Source organism: Devosia sp. SL43 (genome assembly GCF_021729885.1).
Classification (GTDB): domain Bacteria; phylum Pseudomonadota; class Alphaproteobacteria; order Rhizobiales; family Devosiaceae; genus Devosia.
In genome coordinates, this window is record NZ_CP063401.1 from 1,672,372 (window position 1) to 1,687,842 (window position 15,471).

General features: G+C 63.8%; 16 protein-coding genes. 10 read left to right on the forward strand and 6 right to left on the reverse strand.

Going from position 1 to position 15,471, the window contains the following annotated elements; translation table 11 throughout:
* Positions 1-42: 42 nt before the first annotated feature.
* Positions 43-1,194 carry a tRNA 2-thiouridine(34) synthase MnmA gene (gene mnmA, locus IM737_RS08225; protein ID WP_236899437.1) on the reverse strand — a complete coding sequence of 384 codons (1,152 nt, stop codon included), beginning with the start codon at positions 1,192-1,194 and terminating at the stop codon, positions 43-45.
* Positions 1,195-1,442: 248 nt separating this feature from the next.
* Here mnmA and IM737_RS08230 point away from each other — a divergent pair, with 248 nt between their 5' ends.
* From IM737_RS08230 to sciP, 3 genes are all read left to right on the forward strand, one after another.
* Entirely contained in the window at positions 1,443-3,038 is a 1,596-nt protein-coding gene (locus IM737_RS08230; protein ID WP_236899438.1) for a flagellar hook-length control protein FliK, read from the forward strand.
* Positions 3,039-3,050: 12 nt separating this feature from the next.
* Positions 3,051-3,740, forward strand: a complete 690-nt coding sequence (locus IM737_RS08235) for a flagellar hook assembly protein FlgD (protein ID WP_236899439.1) — start codon at positions 3,051-3,053, stop codon at positions 3,738-3,740.
* 185 nt (positions 3,741-3,925) lie between these two features.
* Positions 3,926-4,204 (forward strand): CtrA inhibitor SciP, encoded by a 279-nt coding sequence (gene sciP / locus IM737_RS08240; protein WP_035102845.1) that lies wholly within the window; start codon positions 3,926-3,928, stop codon positions 4,202-4,204.
* 55 nt (positions 4,205-4,259) lie between these two features.
* Here the strand turns inward: sciP and IM737_RS08245 are convergent, their stop codons facing one another.
* A complete protein-coding gene (locus IM737_RS08245) occupies positions 4,260-4,706 on the reverse strand; it encodes a universal stress protein (protein ID WP_236899440.1) in 447 nt (148 codons plus the stop codon).
* A 67-nt stretch (positions 4,707-4,773) separates the two neighbouring features.
* Positions 4,774-5,391: a glutathione S-transferase family protein gene (locus IM737_RS08250; RefSeq protein WP_236899441.1), complete on the reverse strand. Its 618-nt coding sequence runs from the start codon at positions 5,389-5,391 to the stop codon at positions 4,774-4,776.
* Positions 5,392-5,547: 156 nt separating this feature from the next.
* Between IM737_RS08250 and fliF the strand changes: the two genes are divergently transcribed.
* The 7 genes from fliF (at position 5,548) to IM737_RS08285 (ending at position 13,847) form a co-directional block, all read left to right on the forward strand.
* The gene (fliF, locus tag IM737_RS08255; RefSeq protein WP_336886234.1) at positions 5,548-7,179 is read left to right on the forward strand and encodes a flagellar basal-body MS-ring/collar protein FliF; all 1,632 of its coding nucleotides are present in this window, start codon (positions 5,548-5,550) and stop codon (positions 7,177-7,179) included.
* A gap of 41 nt (positions 7,180-7,220) precedes the next feature.
* Positions 7,221-8,264: a flagellar motor switch protein FliG gene (gene fliG / locus IM737_RS08260; protein ID WP_236899887.1), complete on the forward strand. Its 1,044-nt coding sequence runs from the start codon at positions 7,221-7,223 to the stop codon at positions 8,262-8,264.
* Positions 8,265-8,915 (forward strand): hypothetical protein, encoded by a 651-nt coding sequence (locus IM737_RS08265; protein ID WP_236899442.1) that lies wholly within the window; start codon positions 8,265-8,267, stop codon positions 8,913-8,915.
* Between the two features lie 44 nt (positions 8,916-8,959).
* Positions 8,960-9,250: a flagellar motor switch protein FliN gene (gene fliN, locus IM737_RS08270; RefSeq protein WP_236899888.1), complete on the forward strand. Its 291-nt coding sequence runs from the start codon at positions 8,960-8,962 to the stop codon at positions 9,248-9,250.
* Positions 9,251-9,261: 11 nt separating this feature from the next.
* Complete coding sequence (gene flbD / locus IM737_RS08275) at positions 9,262-10,629, forward strand: sigma-54-dependent transcriptional regulator FlbD (protein ID WP_236899443.1); 1,368 nt, start codon at positions 9,262-9,264, stop codon at positions 10,627-10,629.
* Between the two features lie 138 nt (positions 10,630-10,767).
* On the forward strand, positions 10,768-12,912 hold the full coding sequence (gene flhA, locus IM737_RS08280) for a flagellar biosynthesis protein FlhA (protein WP_236899444.1): 2,145 nt from the start codon (positions 10,768-10,770) through the stop codon (positions 12,910-12,912).
* A 2-nt stretch (positions 12,913-12,914) separates the two neighbouring features.
* Positions 12,915-13,847: an aminoglycoside phosphotransferase family protein gene (locus IM737_RS08285; protein WP_236899445.1), complete on the forward strand. Its 933-nt coding sequence runs from the start codon at positions 12,915-12,917 to the stop codon at positions 13,845-13,847.
* On the opposite strand, the gene IM737_RS08290 is transcribed toward IM737_RS08285, so the two are convergent.
* From IM737_RS08290 to IM737_RS08300, 3 genes are read right to left on the reverse strand one after another with little or no spacing between them, the layout of a single operon-like run.
* Entirely contained in the window at positions 13,844-14,041 is a 198-nt protein-coding gene (locus tag IM737_RS08290) for a DUF2934 domain-containing protein (protein WP_236899446.1), read from the reverse strand. The two genes, IM737_RS08285 and IM737_RS08290, sit on opposite strands and share 4 nt — an antisense overlap.
* 52 nt (positions 14,042-14,093) lie before the next feature.
* Complete coding sequence (locus tag IM737_RS08295; RefSeq protein WP_236899447.1) at positions 14,094-14,798, reverse strand: glutathione S-transferase N-terminal domain-containing protein; 705 nt, start codon at positions 14,796-14,798, stop codon at positions 14,094-14,096.
* 5 nt (positions 14,799-14,803) lie between these two features.
* Positions 14,804-15,415 carry a LysE family translocator gene (locus IM737_RS08300; protein ID WP_236899448.1) on the reverse strand — a complete coding sequence of 204 codons (612 nt, stop codon included), beginning with the start codon at positions 15,413-15,415 and terminating at the stop codon, positions 14,804-14,806.
* Positions 15,416-15,471: the final 56 nt, after the last annotated feature.

Sequence of the window (15,471 nt, forward strand, 5' to 3'; positions counted from 1 at the left end):
TGCGAGCTCTTGCGAGCCTCGAACCACGAGGGCGTGGCACGATTAAGCCGCAAACACCTGTGGCACGGCCTCTGCGATAAACCCACCGCCCCAGACTTCCGACGTCGCCGTATCATCCGCATAGAAAACGCAGGCCTGCCCCGGCGAAATGCCGTACTCGCCCGACACCAGCGTCACGAACACATCGCTTCCCTGCATCTGGATCACCGCTGGCTGCGGCCCGCGCGTCGAACGCACCTTGACCTCGACAGGCGCGCCATTGCCTGCCGAGAGTTCGGCCAGCGGCGTCGCGCCGAGCCAGTTCACATCCCTCAGCCGCACCGTATGCGTCTTGAGCGCCTCGCGCGGCCCGACGATGACCCGTCCGGTCTTGTGCTCGAGCTTGATCACATAGAGCGGTTCGGCAGCCGCCACGCCCAGGCCCTTGCGCTGGCCGATCGTGTAATTGACGATGCCCTCATGCGTGCCGAGCACGCGGCCATCGAGATGCACGATCTCGCCGGTTGCCACGGCCTCCGGATGCATCTTGCGGATGATGTCGGCATACTTGCCCTGCGGCACGAAGCAGATGTCCTGGCTGTCATGCTTTTCGGCAATCTCCAGCCCCATCTCGCGCGCCAGTTCGCGCACTTCGGCCTTGCCCATGCCGCCTAGCGGAAAGCGCAGGAAATCGAGTTGGCTCTGCGTCGTCGCAAACAGGAAATAGGTCTGATCGCGTTCGGCATCGACAGGGCGGAACAGTTGGCGGCGGCCGTCGTCGCCCAACCGCGACTGCACATAGTGGCCGGTCGCCAGCACATCGGCGCCCAGGTCGCGCGCCACTTCCATCAGGTCAACGAACTTCACCGACTGGTTGCAGGCAATGCACGGCACCGGCGTCTCGCCCTGCTGGTAGGCATTGGCAAACGGCGCGATCACCGAGCGCTTGAAGCGTTCTTCATAGTCGAGCACGTAGTGCGGAATGTTGAGCGTCGCCGCCACCCGGCGCGCATCATGGATATCCTGCCCGGCGCAACAGGCGCCCTTGCGATGGGTGGCCTCGCCATGATCGTAAAGCTGGAGGGTGACACCGACGACGTCATAGCCCTGGCGGGCCAGCAGGCCGGCGACGACCGAAGAATCCACGCCCCCTGACATCGCAACGACAACGCGCGTGTCTTCGGGACGCTTGGCAATATCAAGCGAGTTCAGCATCTTTCCAGTATCCGGTTGGGTTCAAGGGCCAGCGGACGAATTTGAGGGACGCTCATTACCCCTTTCGCGACGAGCCCGCAACATTTGCCCGGCAGCTTTTGCCGCATGGCACGGGTGCGAGCCGGCGCTGCCGCTGCGGCTGGGCAACTAACATACTGAGATTAAATACAATCTTCCCGGCGAAGGGACTTGGCACCGCCCTTGCATTGTTCAGACCGGATTAGTCTCAACTCTGCGAGGCCGCGATCGTGGCATCTCATCTGACCATTACGCCCTCTGCCGGTGTCAACGTGACCAAGGGGGGGCTCAACGCCCAGGCCGGCGTCGGCGCCGATACCTCCGCCGAGGGCGGCATCATGGGCGTCTTTGCAGCCCTGCTGGGCGCTGCGAACCAGAACGCGACTGCAACGACATCGGCCGAAACCACCACCGATCTCAGTCTGGGCAATCTGGTCAACCTGTCATTCGGCGCCGGTTTCGGTAGCGAAGACGGCGAGCAGACCGAGGACCCCGAGGCTATCGCTGCTGCGATCGACGTCGCATTACCCATCCAGACCACCGTCGATGCCGGGCCTGTGCTGGCCGACCTGGTCGACAGCCTGACCGAACTCAAGCAGAGCCTGGAAGCCGGCGAAGCGGTCAACCCCGAGCTGCTCAAGCGCATCGATGCAGCGCTCGATGACCTCGCCGCCCAATTCGATATCGATCTCTCTGCCCTGCCCTCGCTCGACGATCTTACCGCCATGGTGACCGGCGTCCTGCCCGACGACACCAGCGTTGAAGCTCAACTGACCATCGCGCTGGCGCCACTGGCCGAAGAACTGCTGTCCGGCTCCTCGGACACCGACGTATCGGTCGATGTCGAGCTTTCCACGCTGATCAAGTCGATCGGCGAAAAGCTGGGCGCGCTGCTGCAGTCGATCAATAGTGACGAAATCTCACCGGAGAAGCTCGCGGCGCTCGGCCTCGATGCCGAAGGCTCGATCGATACCGATCTCGAAGCCGCCATCGCCCGGCTGCTCAATCCCCCGGTCAAGGTCGATGCCAGCGCCAACGCGCAGGTCATCGCTACGCCGCAGCTCAAGCTCACCGAACCGGTGCTCACAGGCAAGGCGACCACGGAGACTGCGCCAATCGCCGACAAGGCTGAGGCGACCGCCGACGTAGCGCCGCAGGTTGCGACATCAGTCGACGGACGGGCCACGACCGATACCGACAGCGGCGCCAGCAATACGCCCGACGACGACAGGAAGCCTGTCGAAGCCAAGACAGCGCCAGCGACTGCCGTGGCCGCTCCGGTGGAAACCGCCACCACCGATCCACAGGTCGCTGCCCAGCCCACCCATGTTGCCTCGCGCATCGATGCGGCCGCGGCCCGTCCGGTCGTCCAGGCCGGCTACCAGACCAGTCAGCAGCAGCTCAACCTGCCGCAGCTCGCCTTCGAGCTGGTGCGCCAGGTCAATGATGGCAACACCCGGTTCCAGATGCGGCTCGATCCGCCCGAACTGGGCAAGATCGACGTCAGGCTCGACATCGATGCCGCCGGCCAGGTCAGTGCCAAGCTGATCGTCGAGCGCGCCGAAACGCTTGACCTGATGCAGCGCGACCAGCGCGGGCTGGAACGAGCCCTCCAGCAGGCTGGTCTCGACAGCGCCAAGACCAACCTGGAATTCTCTCTCAAGCAAAGCCCGTTCAGCGGCGGCAACCAGCAGGGCCAGGACGGCAACGGCCGCCAGCCCCAGTTCGGCGGCAATGGCTCGGCCGAGGCCGAGGACGTGCCCCCGCCCACCGTCAATCTCTACCGCGGCAGCCTGACTGCCAGCGGCGTCAACATCATCGCGTAAGGAGTAGGCGTCATGGCCGTCAGCAGCGTTTCCGGAACGAGCACCACCAGCCAGATGGCGACCTCGCGCGCAACCATCGCGGAGAATTTCGACACGTTCCTCAATGTGCTGACCACCCAGCTCAAGAACCAGAACCCGCTGGATCCGCTGGATACGAACGCGTTCACCCAGCAGCTGGTACAATTCACTGGTGTCGAGCAGCAGCTCAAGACCAATGAATTCCTCGAAACCCTGATGCTGGCCGGCCAGAACACCGCCAAGTCAGACGCCGTCTCCTATATCGGCAAGGAAGTGACATCTTCCGGCGAAAGCGGCGAACTCACCGACGACAATCCGGTCTTCTGGGCCTACAGCGCCGACGCCAATGCCGCCAACTCCACCGTCACCATCAAGGACGCCAATGGGCAGGTCGTCTACACCCAGACCGGCCCACTCTCCGCCGGTGCCGGCACCTTCCGCTGGGATGGCGTTGGCAGCGACGGCAACGTCAAGCCCAATGGCATGTATACCATCGACATCAAGGGCGCGGATGCCAACGGTCAGAACGTCAAGGTCAGCACCGCCTCGATCGGCGTGGTCACGGCAGTGGACTTCACCGGCGACGTGCCGATCCTCACCATCGGCACACGCCAGGTCGCCATCACCGACGTCACCGACGTCCGCATTCCCGATGTGACGGCCACCGAAGACGACGACGCCTGATCGTCAGCTTAGCCTCCGCCCGCCAAACGCCCCCAACTTGGGGGCGTCTTGCGTTCAACGAAGACTTGAATCCAATCCCTTGAATTCCCAGACCATTCTTAACCTGTTGTAAGTTTCCCCTTAGTCGAATTTTAAGGCCGTTACCCTACTCTCTGGTCATATGGTCAGGTTGAGTAGAGAGTAAAATGACCGTACAAATGCGTCCTCGCGTTAAGTACGTTATCGGTCCGGACGGAAGTCCGCTCACGATTGCAGATCTACCCCCCGCTAATACGCGGAGGTGGGTCATTCGCCGCAAAGCCGAAGTCGTCGCTGCCGTACGCGGCGGGCTGCTCAGCCTCGAAGAGGCCTGCGACCGCTACACCCTGAGCGTCGATGAATTCCTCAACTGGCAGGCCGCCATCGACAAGCATGGCCTGGCCGGGTTGCGGACCACCTGGATCCAGCACTACCGCGAAGGTTAGTCTGGCGTTCAGTGCAAGTTTCAAAGCCCGCCGGCGCAAGCCGGCGGGCTTTGTGTTAGGCCTTGACCACCAGCACCGGCAACTTGGACCGTGCCAGCACCTCGGCCGCCTGGCTGCCGAGCAGCAGCCGGCTTAGCCCGCGACGGCCATGCGAACCCATGACAATCAAACTGGCCCCTGCCGCTTCGGCGGCCTCCAGAATGCCGTCGGCAATCTGCCGGCTGGCCAGATGAATCGCCCCGATTGCCACGTTCCCGGCCGCCTTGCGCGTGTGGTCGAGGATCTGCGCTGCCGTCTCGGCCTTGGCCTTTTCCAGGTCTTCGAACAGGCTTGCCGTATCCACCGCGACCAGATCAAGTGCGGGAACGGCCATGCTCGAGGGCTCCGTTACCGTCACCGCCGTTACCTGGCCGCCGGATAACCGGGCAAGCTCCAGCGCATGACGCAGGGCAGCGTCACTGTGTTCCGAACCATCAACGGCGACCAATATCTTGTCATACATGCTGCGTACCTCCATTGGCTGTCCGCAGCAGCTTGCACCTAACCGGCAGGTGTCGCCTTGATCCAGGTCATGGCGTGCCCGGCCCCATCCAGGCAAGGCCGGCCGGCCGCTCCAGCAGCCGCTGGTAGTATGCGCCTATGGCGGGGAGCGCCTTCTTTTCCGTCGGTATCATCATCCAGCGGTGGATCGACAGGCCGAGGGCGATATCGGCGATGCTGAAGCTGTCACCAGCAACGAAAGAATCCCGCCGCGCCAGTTGCGCCTCGAGGATGTCCATCTTGGCGCCCCACCTCGCCATCGAATTCGCGATTCTGGCCGGATCGTCATAGCCCGGCGTCTTGCGGATCAGCGCGTTGAGCGCATAACCCCATGGCGGATTGAGCTCAGTCGCCTGCCAGATCAGCCATTGCAGCGCCAGCGCCCGCTCCCCCAACTGATCAGGCAGCAACCGACCCTCCTGCTCGGCCAGGTGGATCAGGATGGCATTGCTCTCCCAGAGTACAAATTCGTCGTCAACAAGCACCGGCACCTGGCCGTTGGGATTGAGCGCCAGGAACTCGGGCACCTTGGGATCGCGCAGCGGCAAACCCCAATCCTCCCGGTCGTAGACCAGCGCCAGTTCGTCGAGCGCCCACAGCACCTTGCGGACATTGATCGACGTCACCCGCCCCAGAACCTTCAGCATTGCGCAACCTTTCCTTCATCATGCCCGGCATTTTGTGCCGGAATTTGCAAACTGCAACCGAGAGTTAAGACAATGTTTACCATCCACTAGGTAACTTTTGCCTAGCGGTCGTCTCACGCGTTTGCGTCGCAGGACCTTTTTGAATCGAGTGCCGGCGTGGACAACTTTACCCAGCTGATCAATCGCATAGGCCTGCCGCGGCTCGCTGCCATGGCGACTGTGGCTGTGCTCATGCTCGGCTTCTTCGGGTTCCTGATCATGCGGGCCCAGACGCCGAGCCTTGCCCCGCTCTATACCGGCCTCAGCCTCGAAGACTCTTCCGCAATTGTGACCGAACTGCAGACGCAGAATATTCCGTTCGAGCTGCGCGGCGACGGCGACACCATCCTGATCCCGCGCGACCAGATCACCACCGTGCGCATGAGCCTGGCCGGTTCGGGTCTGCCGCAGCGTGGCCAGGTCGGCTACGAAATCTTCGACGAGCAGTCGACGCTGGGCGCCACCAGCTTCGTGCAGAACCTCAACAATGTCCGAGCGCTCGAAGGCGAGCTGGCGCGCACCATCGGCTCGCTCGCCCGCATCAAGTCGGCCCGCGTCCACCTCGTGCTGCCCGAGCGCGAGCTGTTCCGCCGCGAGACCAAGCAGCCATCGGCGTCCATCGTGCTGTCGGTCCGGGGTGAACTGGGTTCCGGTGAAATCCGCGCCATCCAGCATCTGGTGGCGTCGGCCATCGAGGGACTGACCCCCACCCGCGTGTCCATCGTCGACGATCAGGGCAACCTGCTCGCCTCGGGCACCGGCGACGACACCGAGGGCGCCATGTCCGGCGAAGCCGCCGAGCGCACGCTGGGCTTCGAGAACCGCCTGCGCACCCGCGTCGAGGACATGCTGGCCAATGTCGTTGGCGCCGGCCGCGCTCGCGTCGAGGTCTCGGCCGAGATCGACTACAACCGCTCCACCACCACCCAGGAAACCTTCGACCCGGAAAGCCAGGTCGTCCGCTCCAGCCAGGTGCGTGAAACCGAGAATATCACCGCTGGCGCCAACGGCCAGGTGACGGTGGCCAACGAACTGCCAGGCGCCAGCCAGAATGCCGGCGCCACCGGCGCGACCGACCAGGGCACCTCGACCGAGGAAGTCACCAACTACGAGATTTCCAAGACCACCCAGACGGCCGTCACCGAAGCCGGCGCCGTCAAGCGCCTCTCGGTTGCCGTCGTGGTCGATGGCGTCTATGCCGACGATGGCGCAGGCAACCAGACCTATACGCCGCGCACCGCCGACGAAATCGCCCAGATCCTGACCCTGGTCCGCTCTGCCGTCGGTTACTCGGAAACCCGCGGCGACAGCGTCGAAGTGGTCAACATGCAGTTCGCCGAACGTCCCGAACTCTCCGTCCCCGGCACGGATGGCGAAGGTGGCCTGCTCGACTTTACCCGCGACGACATCATGAACGGCGCCGAGATGGCCGTGACCCTGCTGATCGCCCTGGCCCTGGTCTTCTTCGTCATGCGCCCGCTGCTCAAGAAGGTGCTGACGCCCGAAACCAAGCCGCTGGCTCTGTCGTCCGGTGCCGAACTCGGCCATCATGGCGTCATCGCCGCCAACGGCCTCGTCATCGCGGACACATCAGAAGAGCCCAAGGACAAGACACCTGCCTGGGTCGCCAACGCCAAGTCGATGGGCGAAACCCAGCTCCAGACCCTCAAGACCGTCGGCACCCTCGTCGAAGAAAATCCCAAGCAAGCCGCGCTTATCGTGCGCGACTGGCTGGGTAGTGCAGCGTAACCGCCATGGCCCTTGTTTCCCAATCCGGCGATGCCGCCCAGATGACAGTCAACCCCAGCCAGCTGGTGGTGGGCGATGCGAGCAATCATCGCGTCCTCAAGGGCGACGAGAAGGCCGCCGCCTTGCTGCTCGCCCTCGGCCCCGACTATGGCAAGCCCATCTTCGATGAACTCGACGAACTCGAGGTCAAGCAGCTCAGCCGCGCCATGGTGCGACTTGGCCCGATCACCCAGGATATGCTGGACGACCTGATGATCGAGTTCGTCACCACCATCTCGTCCAACGGCTCGCTTTCCGGCAACACCGACTCCACCGAACGCCTGCTGCTCAGCTTCCTGTCGCCCGACAAGGTCGATGCCATCATGGAAGAAATCCGCGGACCGGCCGGTCGCAACATGTGGGAGAAGCTCTCCAACGTGCAGGCCGACGTGCTCGCCGCCTATCTCAAGAACGAATATCCCCAGACGATCGCCGTGGTGCTCTCCAAGATCGCCACCGATCACGCCTCCAAGGTCCTGGCCGTCCTGCCGGAGGAACTCGCCATGGATGTGGTCCAGCGCATGCTGGGCCTCGATCCCGTTCAGAAGGAGATTCTCGAAAAGATTGAGACCACCCTGCGGACCGAATTCATGTCGACGCTCAACCATTCCAAGCGTCGCGACAGCCATGAGCAGATGGCCGAAATCTTCAACAGCTTCGATCGCCAGACCGAGGCCCGCTTCATCACCACGCTCGAAGAAAACAGCCGCGACGATGCCGAGCGCATCAAGTCGCTGATGTTCACCTTCGAGGATCTGGCCAAGCTCGAATCCTCCGCCATCCAGACCCTGCTCACCAAGATGGACAAGAAGGAACTGGCCATGGCGCTCAAGGGCGCCAACGAAAGCGTCAAGGAAACCTTCTTCAACAACATGTCCGGCCGCACCGCCAAGCTGCTGCGCGAAGACATGGAAACCATGGGCCCAGTCCGTCTCAAGGACGTCGACGAGGCGCAGGGCCGCATGGTGTCGACCGCCAAGGATCTCGCCGCCAAGGGCGAAATCCTCATCATGAAGTCCAAAGCCGACGACCAGATGGTGGCGTAAGTGGCACAACCCGCACGTTTCACCTTCGATCTCGATCTCGGCAAGCGCACCAACGCCGCGCCGCCAACGCCCATGGTGCCCGAGGACCTGGTGGCCCAGCTCATCGCCCAGGCGCGCGAGGAAGCCTATGCCGAAGGCATGGTTGCCGGTGAGCGCAATGCCACCGCGACCGCTGCGCAGACCCTGGCCGCCGCAGCCGGAACACTCGCGACCCAGACCGCCGAAATGGCAATCGCCCTCGACGACGCCACGCTGCAGGCGCAGCGCGAAGCAATCGAACTGGCCGCCAGCGTCGGTCGCAAGCTGGCCTTGCACCTGTTGGCCCGCTACCCGACCACCGAACTCGACGCCCTGATCGGCGAGTGCATGCAAAGCCTGGCCGGGGTGCCGCACCTGGTCGTGCGCTGCCATCCTGCCATTGCCGACGGCATCCGCGACATCGCCACTGCCCATATGCAGACCTCGGGCTTCTCCGGCCGGCTGATCGTCATGGGTGACCCCGATCAACGTCTCGGCGACGGCAAGCTCGAATGGGTCGATGGCGGCCTGGTGCGCGACATCGGCGCCGTCTCCAAAGACATCGACACCAAGATCAAGGCCTACCTCGCCGCCAAGAGCGGTCGGGCCAACTCAGAGGAGAGCGGCCATTGAGCGCTTCCGATAACGACATCGCCGAAACCATCAGCTTCGAAGAGATGATGCCCGCCGGCAAGTCCGACGGCCCCGAAGCCCATATCGACCGCACTGCCGGCGACCTCGAAGCAGTGTTCGACGTTCCCGTTCGCATTTCGGTCGTGCTTGGCCGCACCAAGATGCCGGTCAGCGAACTGCTGCGCCTCGATACCGGCACCGTCATCGAACTGGACCGCCAGGTCGGCGAGGCCGTCGAAATCTTCGTCAACGAACGTCTCGTGGCGCGCGGCGAGATCGTGCTGGTCGACAGCAAGCTCGGCGTCACCATGACCGAAATCATCAAACCACAGTAAGGGAGGCCAGGATGCGTCTGCTCATCATCGGAGCCCTCGAGGGCCAGCTCAGCGAAGCCACCAAGATGGCCATGAATGGCGGGGCAAAGGTCGCCCATGCCCCATCGGTCGAGATCGCACTGGCCGCCCTGCGCGCCGGCCGCGGCGCCGACCTGCTGCTGGTCGATGTGGTCATGGACATTGCCGGCCTGATCGCCGGGCTCGAAGCCGAGCGCATTGCCATTCCGGTGGTGGCCTGCGGGGTCGAGGCCAATGCGGCTGCCGCCGTCAACGCCATCCGGGCCGGCGCCAAGGAGTACATCCCGCTGCCCCCCGATGCCGAGCTGATCGCCGCCGTCATCGCTGCGGTCGCCCGCGAAAGCGCCGAGTTCCTGTTCCGCGATCCGGCCATGGAACGCGTGGTCAAGATGGCCGACCAGATCGCCGGCTCCGACGCCTCGATCCTGATTACCGGCGAAAGCGGCACCGGCAAGGAAGTCGTCGCCAAATACGTCCACGCCAAGTCCAAGCGCGCCAACAAGCCCTTCATCTCGGTCAACTGCGCCGCGATCCCAGAGGCTCTGCTCGAATCCGAACTCTTCGGCCACGAGAAGGGTGCCTTTACCGGCGCCATCGCCCGCCGCATCGGCAAGTTCGAGGAAGCCTCGGGCGGTACGCTGCTGCTCGACGAAATCAGCGAAATGGACGTGCGCCTGCAGTCCAAGCTGCTCCGCGCCATCCAGGAACGGCTGATCGATCGCGTCGGCGGCGGCAAGCCGGTGCCAGTCGATATCCGCATCCTCGCCACCTCCAACCGCAACCTCAACGAAGCAGTCCGCGAAGGCAGCTTCCGTGAGGACCTGCTGTTCCGTCTCAACGTGGTCAACCTCAAGCTTCCCGCTCTGCGGGATCGCCCCGGCGACATTGCTGCTCTCTCCGAGCACTTCGTCGCCAAATACGCCAAGGCCAATGGCCTGCCCCCGCGTGTTCTCTCCCCCGACGCCCGCGCCGCATTGTTGCAAGCCCCCTGGCCGGGGAATGTGCGCGAGCTTGAGAACACGCTGCACCGGGCAGTGCTGCTGTCCTCCGGTGACGTCATTGGACCCGATGCCATCGTCTTGCCCGATGGCATGGGTCTCAATGAAGTCGCAGCCGCGTCCTCACTCTCGGCACAGCTCGCCCAGACCGCTCAAACCATGTCCGCGGCCCTGGTCGGCCGCACCGTGGCTGATGTCGAACGTGACCTGATCCTTGATACCCTCGATCACACGCTGGGTAACCGCACCCACGCCGCCAACATCCTGGGCATCTCAATCCGCACGCTCAGGAACAAGCTCAACCAATATGCCGACGAAGGCACCAATGTGCCCGAGCCCGGCGAGAGACGGTCGGTCGCTTGATGCCCCTCAAACCCACGATGTCATTCCGGCGAAGGCCGGAATCCAAATCCGTGGCGCTCCCCACACGCCTCGTTCGGGGGACCATGCGGACATGGATCCCGGCCTTCGCCGGGATGACATCGGAGTTGTGGAAATAGCATGACCGACCTGCCCACCGGCCGCCAGCACGCTAAATTCAAGGTCCCGAGCGCCGCATCGGTCGTGGACATGCTGCGCTCTGGCGATATTGCCCTCGCCACTGGCGTCATGGGCCTTATCGTCATTCTCATCGTGCCGCTGTCGCCGCTGCTGCTCGATCTGCTGCTGGCCGTGTCGATCGTCTTCTCGGTGATGATCCTGATGACGGCCCTGTTCATCCAGAAGCCGCTCGAATTCTCGTCCTTCCCGACCGTGCTGCTGATCGCCACCATGCTGCGGCTGGGCCTTAATCTGGCGACAACGCGCCTGATCCTCTCCGAGGGTCATACCGGCACCGACGCCGCCGGCCACGTCATCGAGGCCTTCGGCCACTTCGTCATGCGCGGCAATTTCATCATCGGCGTGGTGGTCTTCGCCATCCTGGTGATCGTCAACTTCATCGTCATCACCAAGGGTTCCGGCCGTATCGCTGAAGTCGCTGCGCGCTTCAATTTGGACGCCATGCCCGGCAAGCAGATGGCGATCGACGCCGATCTCAGTGCCGGCCTGATCGACGAGGAAACCGCCAAGAAGCGCCGCGCCGACCTCGAAGGCGAGAGCGCCTTCTTCGGTAACATGGACGGTGCGTCCAAGTTCGTCCGCGGCGACGCCATTGCCGGCCTGATCATCACCTTCATCAACGTCATCGCCGGCATGATCATCGGCATGATGCAGGAAGGTCTCTCTATCCAGGAGGCCGGCAATGTCTATACGCTGCTGACCATCGGCGACGGCCTCGTCTCCCAGATTCCGGCGCTGATCGTTTCGACCGCAGCCGGTATCCTCGTCTCCAAGTCCGGCGTCACCGGCTCCGCCGACAAGGCTCTATCCGCCCAGTTCACCGGCTATCCCCGCGCCCTGGGCATGTCCTCCGCCGTCATGGGGCTGCTGGCCTTCCTGCCCGGCATGCCGGTCATCCCCTTCCTAGCGCTGGCCGTCGGTGTCGGCTATGTCGCCTGGCGCTCGGCGCGCAGCAAGGACGAGCGCAACGAGGATGCCGCCCTCAGCGCCCTCACCAAGGCCGCCAGCCAGCCCGGCGCACCCGGTGCTGCTCCCTCTGGCGAACAGCCCATCACCGACAGCCTCAAGATCGACGAGCTCAAACTTGAACTCGGCTATGGCCTGCTCAGCCTGGTCAAGGAAGACGAGAGCGGGTCCGATCGTCTTACCGAGCAGATCAAGGCCCTGCGCCGCCAGCTGGCGACCGAACTCGGCTTCGTCATGCCGCCGGTCCGCATCCTCGACAACATGCAGCTCGAACCCAATGCGTACAAAGTCCGCATCAAGGAAGTCGAAGCCGGCGCCGGCGAGATCTACGCCAACCAGCTCATGGTCATGGACCCCTATGGCAACAAGATCGACCTGCCCGGCCACCATACGACCGAGCCGACCTTCGGCCTGCCCGCCACCTGGATCGAACCGGCTTTGCGCGACGAAGCCGAACTGCGCGGCCTCTCGATCATCGATCCATCGACGGTCATCTCGACGCACCTGACCGAAGTGCTCAAGGCCAATGTCGCCGACCTTCTGAGCTATTCCAATGTCCAGTCCCTGCTCTCGGGCCTGCCCAAGGAACAGCAGAAACTGGTGGAGGACATCGTCCCCGGCCTCATCTCGGTCTCCGGCGTGCAGCGTGTGCTGCAGACGCTGCTCAACGAGCGCATCTCCATCCGCGATCTGTCGACCATCCTCGAAGGTATCGCCGAAATCGCCGGCCCCGGCCGCTCGGTGCAGATCATCGCCGAGCATGTCCGCAGCCGTCTCGCCCGCCAACTCTGCGCCGCCAACCTGGGTCCCGACGGTAACCTGCCGCTCCTCACCCTGGGCCCGCAATGGGAACGCGACTTCGCCGAAGCCATGGTCGGCGACGGCGACAACCGGCACCTCGCCATGGCGCCCTCGCGCCTGCAGCAGTTCATCGGCGCCATCCAGACAGGCTTTGAGCGCGCCGCGCAGCAGGGCGAAATCCCGGTGCTCATCACCTCCCCCGGCATTCGCCCGCATGTCCGCTCCATCATCGAACGTTTCCGCCCGCAAACGGTGGTCATGAGCCAGAACGAGGTCCATCCCCGCATCCGCCTCAAGACCGTCGGCAGCGTGACCTGATCATGTCGGCCGCGGTCCGGTTCCCCGTTCCCGACATCGTCCGCCGCCGCGCCGAGAGCGAAGGCGAGGCCAGCATCGCCTGGCTGGCCAAACTTGACGACGACCTGACTAGCCTCGAACAGGAGTGGGGCCTGACCATCGGCCAGGCGTTGCCCGGCGGCACAGTCGGCTTTGTGGCCGAGGCGACCGACGCCGAGGGCAACCCATTCATCGTCAAGGTCTGCAGTCCGCCAGCGCATGACGGCGGGCATGAGGCCGCCATACTCGGCGCCGCTGCGGGCAAGGGCTATGCCCGCCTGATCCGCCACGATGAGGCGCGTCACGCCATTCTGATCGAAGAGCTGGGCGAAAGCCTCGAGGCAGCAGACCTACCCTACCGCACCAAGGTCGACGCCATCTGCGCCACGCTGCTCCAGGCCTGGATGCCTGTCCCAGCTCACCTGACGCTGCCGACCGGCGAGGAAAAAGCGAACAGCCTCGCCATGTTCATCCTGAGGACCGCACACGCGCTCGGCCAGCCCTGCGCACAGAATGTGATCGAGACCGCGCTGATGTATTGCCGTGATCGCGCAGCAGCCTGGCGCCCGGCCAATGCCGTGCTCGCCCACGGCGACCCTCACCCGGGCAACACGCTGGCCGTACCGAACGAACCCGGCCATTTCCGCTTCATCGACCCCGAAGGCCTCGCCATCGAACCCGCCTACGACCTCGGCGTCGTGCTGCGCGCCTGGCACGAGGGCATCGAGGGTCGCCACGCCCACGACATTGCCCGCAGCCATGCCCATCACCTCACCACCCGCACGCAGGTGCCCGCGGAGGCCATCTGGCAATGGGGCTATATCGAGCGCGTCTCGACCGGGCTCCACCTCATGGAGCTCGGCGAAATGACCAAGGGCCGCGAATTCCTGACGGTTGCCGAAGCGATAACGCTCTAGCGGGCCAAGGTCCCCGCCGGCGGCGTCGGCTGCGTCACCTCGGCGGCCTCCTCCGAAGTATCCAGCCCGCCCTCCTCGCTCAGCTCGCGCTCGGCCTGGTACCAGAACTCCTGCTCGCGCCCCTCGGGCGAGCCCTGTTCGACCCAGAGGGCGTAGGCGCGGTCGCGGATATCGTCGTCATTGATGCTGTGCATTGAAACCTCCCTTGCGGTAGGGGTTCAATGCACAGCTCCTCAGCCGGTTGCGTCAGCTCGGGCGCTTGGGAATATCGAGCCCCCGCTGCACTGCCGGACGCGCCAACCCACGTTCCAGCCAGGCCGGCACATTCTTGAGGCTTGCATAGTCCACCAGTCCGCCGGCATCGTAGAAACCGATGAAATTGCGCACCCAGCCCAGCGTCGCAATGTCGGCGATGGAATAGTCGTCCATGATCCAGTCGCGGCCTTCGAGACGGGTCTCCAGCACGCCCAGCAGGCGCTTGGACTCGGCGGCATATCGGTCGCGGGGACGCTTGTCCTCATAGGCCGCACCGGCAAACTTGTGGAAGAACCCGACCTGCCCGAACATCGGCCCGATCGCCGCCATCTGGAACATCACCCACTGGATGGTCTGGTAGCGCGTCGCCGCATCCGATGACAGAAACTTGCCGGTCTTCTCGGCCAGGTAGATCAGGATAGCGCCCGACTCGAACAGTTCCAGCGGCTTGTCTCCAGGGCCATGCGGGTCGATGATCGCCGGGATCTTGCCGTTTGGATTGAGCGCCAGATATTCCGGACCCCAGGTCTCGTTCTTGGTGATATTGACCGCATGCGGCTCATAGGCCAGCCCGGTCTCTTCCAGCATCATCGAGACCTTCACCCCGTTCGGCGTCGGAAACGAATAGAGCTGAATGACGTCAGGATTGGCCGCCGGCCAGAGTTTGGTGATGGGAAAGCTCGAAAGGTCGGCCATAGGGTCTATCGCTCCGTAAGGGCAAGTTTGGCGCCGAGCAGCACAAACGCCCCGGCAAACGTCCGGCGCATCCATACCATGATGTCAGGACGGGAGATCACGTGCCCGCGTATGGCTGCCGCGAACAGTCCGTATAGGGCAAAGACCACAAAGGTCATGGCCATGAACACCCCGCTCAACTCCAGCATGCGGTTCAGCGCATTGGGCGTCGCTGCCGGCACGAACTGCGGCAGGAACGCAAAGAAGAAGATCGAAAGCTTAGGATTGAGGATGTTGATCAGGATCGACTCGACGATCACCTTCCCGACCGATTTCGCCTCCTGATCGCCTTCGACGCTCAGCGCCCCGGTCTCCTTCAGCGTTGCCCAGGCCATGTAGAGCAGATAGACCACACCGGCATATTTGATGATCTCGAAGGCTAGCGCGCTGGTGTGAAGGATCGCCGCCAGCCCGGTGATCGCCGCCAGCATATGCGGCACGATGCCCAGCGTGCAGCCAAACGCCGCCCATAGACTGGCCTTGCCACCCCGGCTCAATCCGGCGGCGATCGTGTAGAGTGCCCCGGTCCCCGGCGAGACCACCACGATCAGTGTTGTGATCAGAAATTCGATACTCATCCTGCGTCCTCCAGATGTCACCAATCATGCCCACAATTGCCAGCGCCTTCCAGAGC

What these genes read in the sequence shown, in the direction of transcription:
- IM737_RS08290 (WP_236899446.1), bottom strand. Translation starts at nt 14,041, where the DNA reads ATGCACAGCATCAATGACGACGATATCCGCGACCGCGCCTACGCCCTC.
- IM737_RS08295 (WP_236899447.1), bottom strand. Translation starts at nt 14,798, where the DNA reads ATGGCCGACCTTTCGAGCTTTCCCATCACCAAACTCTGGCCGGCGGCC.
- sciP (WP_035102845.1), top strand. Translation starts at nt 3,926, where the DNA reads ATGACCGTACAAATGCGTCCTCGCGTTAAGTACGTTATCGGTCCGGAC.
- IM737_RS08300 (WP_236899448.1), bottom strand. Translation starts at nt 15,415, where the DNA reads ATGAGTATCGAATTTCTGATCACAACACTGATCGTGGTGGTCTCGCCG.
- flhA (WP_236899444.1), top strand. Translation starts at nt 10,768, where the DNA reads ATGACCGACCTGCCCACCGGCCGCCAGCACGCTAAATTCAAGGTCCCG.
- IM737_RS08245 (WP_236899440.1), bottom strand. Translation starts at nt 4,706, where the DNA reads ATGTATGACAAGATATTGGTCGCCGTTGATGGTTCGGAACACAGTGAC.
- IM737_RS08235 (WP_236899439.1), top strand. Translation starts at nt 3,051, where the DNA reads ATGGCCGTCAGCAGCGTTTCCGGAACGAGCACCACCAGCCAGATGGCG.
- IM737_RS08285 (WP_236899445.1), top strand. Translation starts at nt 12,915, where the DNA reads ATGTCGGCCGCGGTCCGGTTCCCCGTTCCCGACATCGTCCGCCGCCGC.
- IM737_RS08250 (WP_236899441.1), bottom strand. Translation starts at nt 5,391, where the DNA reads ATGCTGAAGGTTCTGGGGCGGGTGACGTCGATCAATGTCCGCAAGGTG.
- mnmA (WP_236899437.1), bottom strand. Translation starts at nt 1,194, where the DNA reads ATGCTGAACTCGCTTGATATTGCCAAGCGTCCCGAAGACACGCGCGTT.
- flbD (WP_236899443.1), top strand. Translation starts at nt 9,262, where the DNA reads ATGCGTCTGCTCATCATCGGAGCCCTCGAGGGCCAGCTCAGCGAAGCC.
- fliG (WP_236899887.1), top strand. Translation starts at nt 7,221, where the DNA reads ATGACAGTCAACCCCAGCCAGCTGGTGGTGGGCGATGCGAGCAATCAT.
- fliN (WP_236899888.1), top strand. Translation starts at nt 8,960, where the DNA reads ATGATGCCCGCCGGCAAGTCCGACGGCCCCGAAGCCCATATCGACCGC.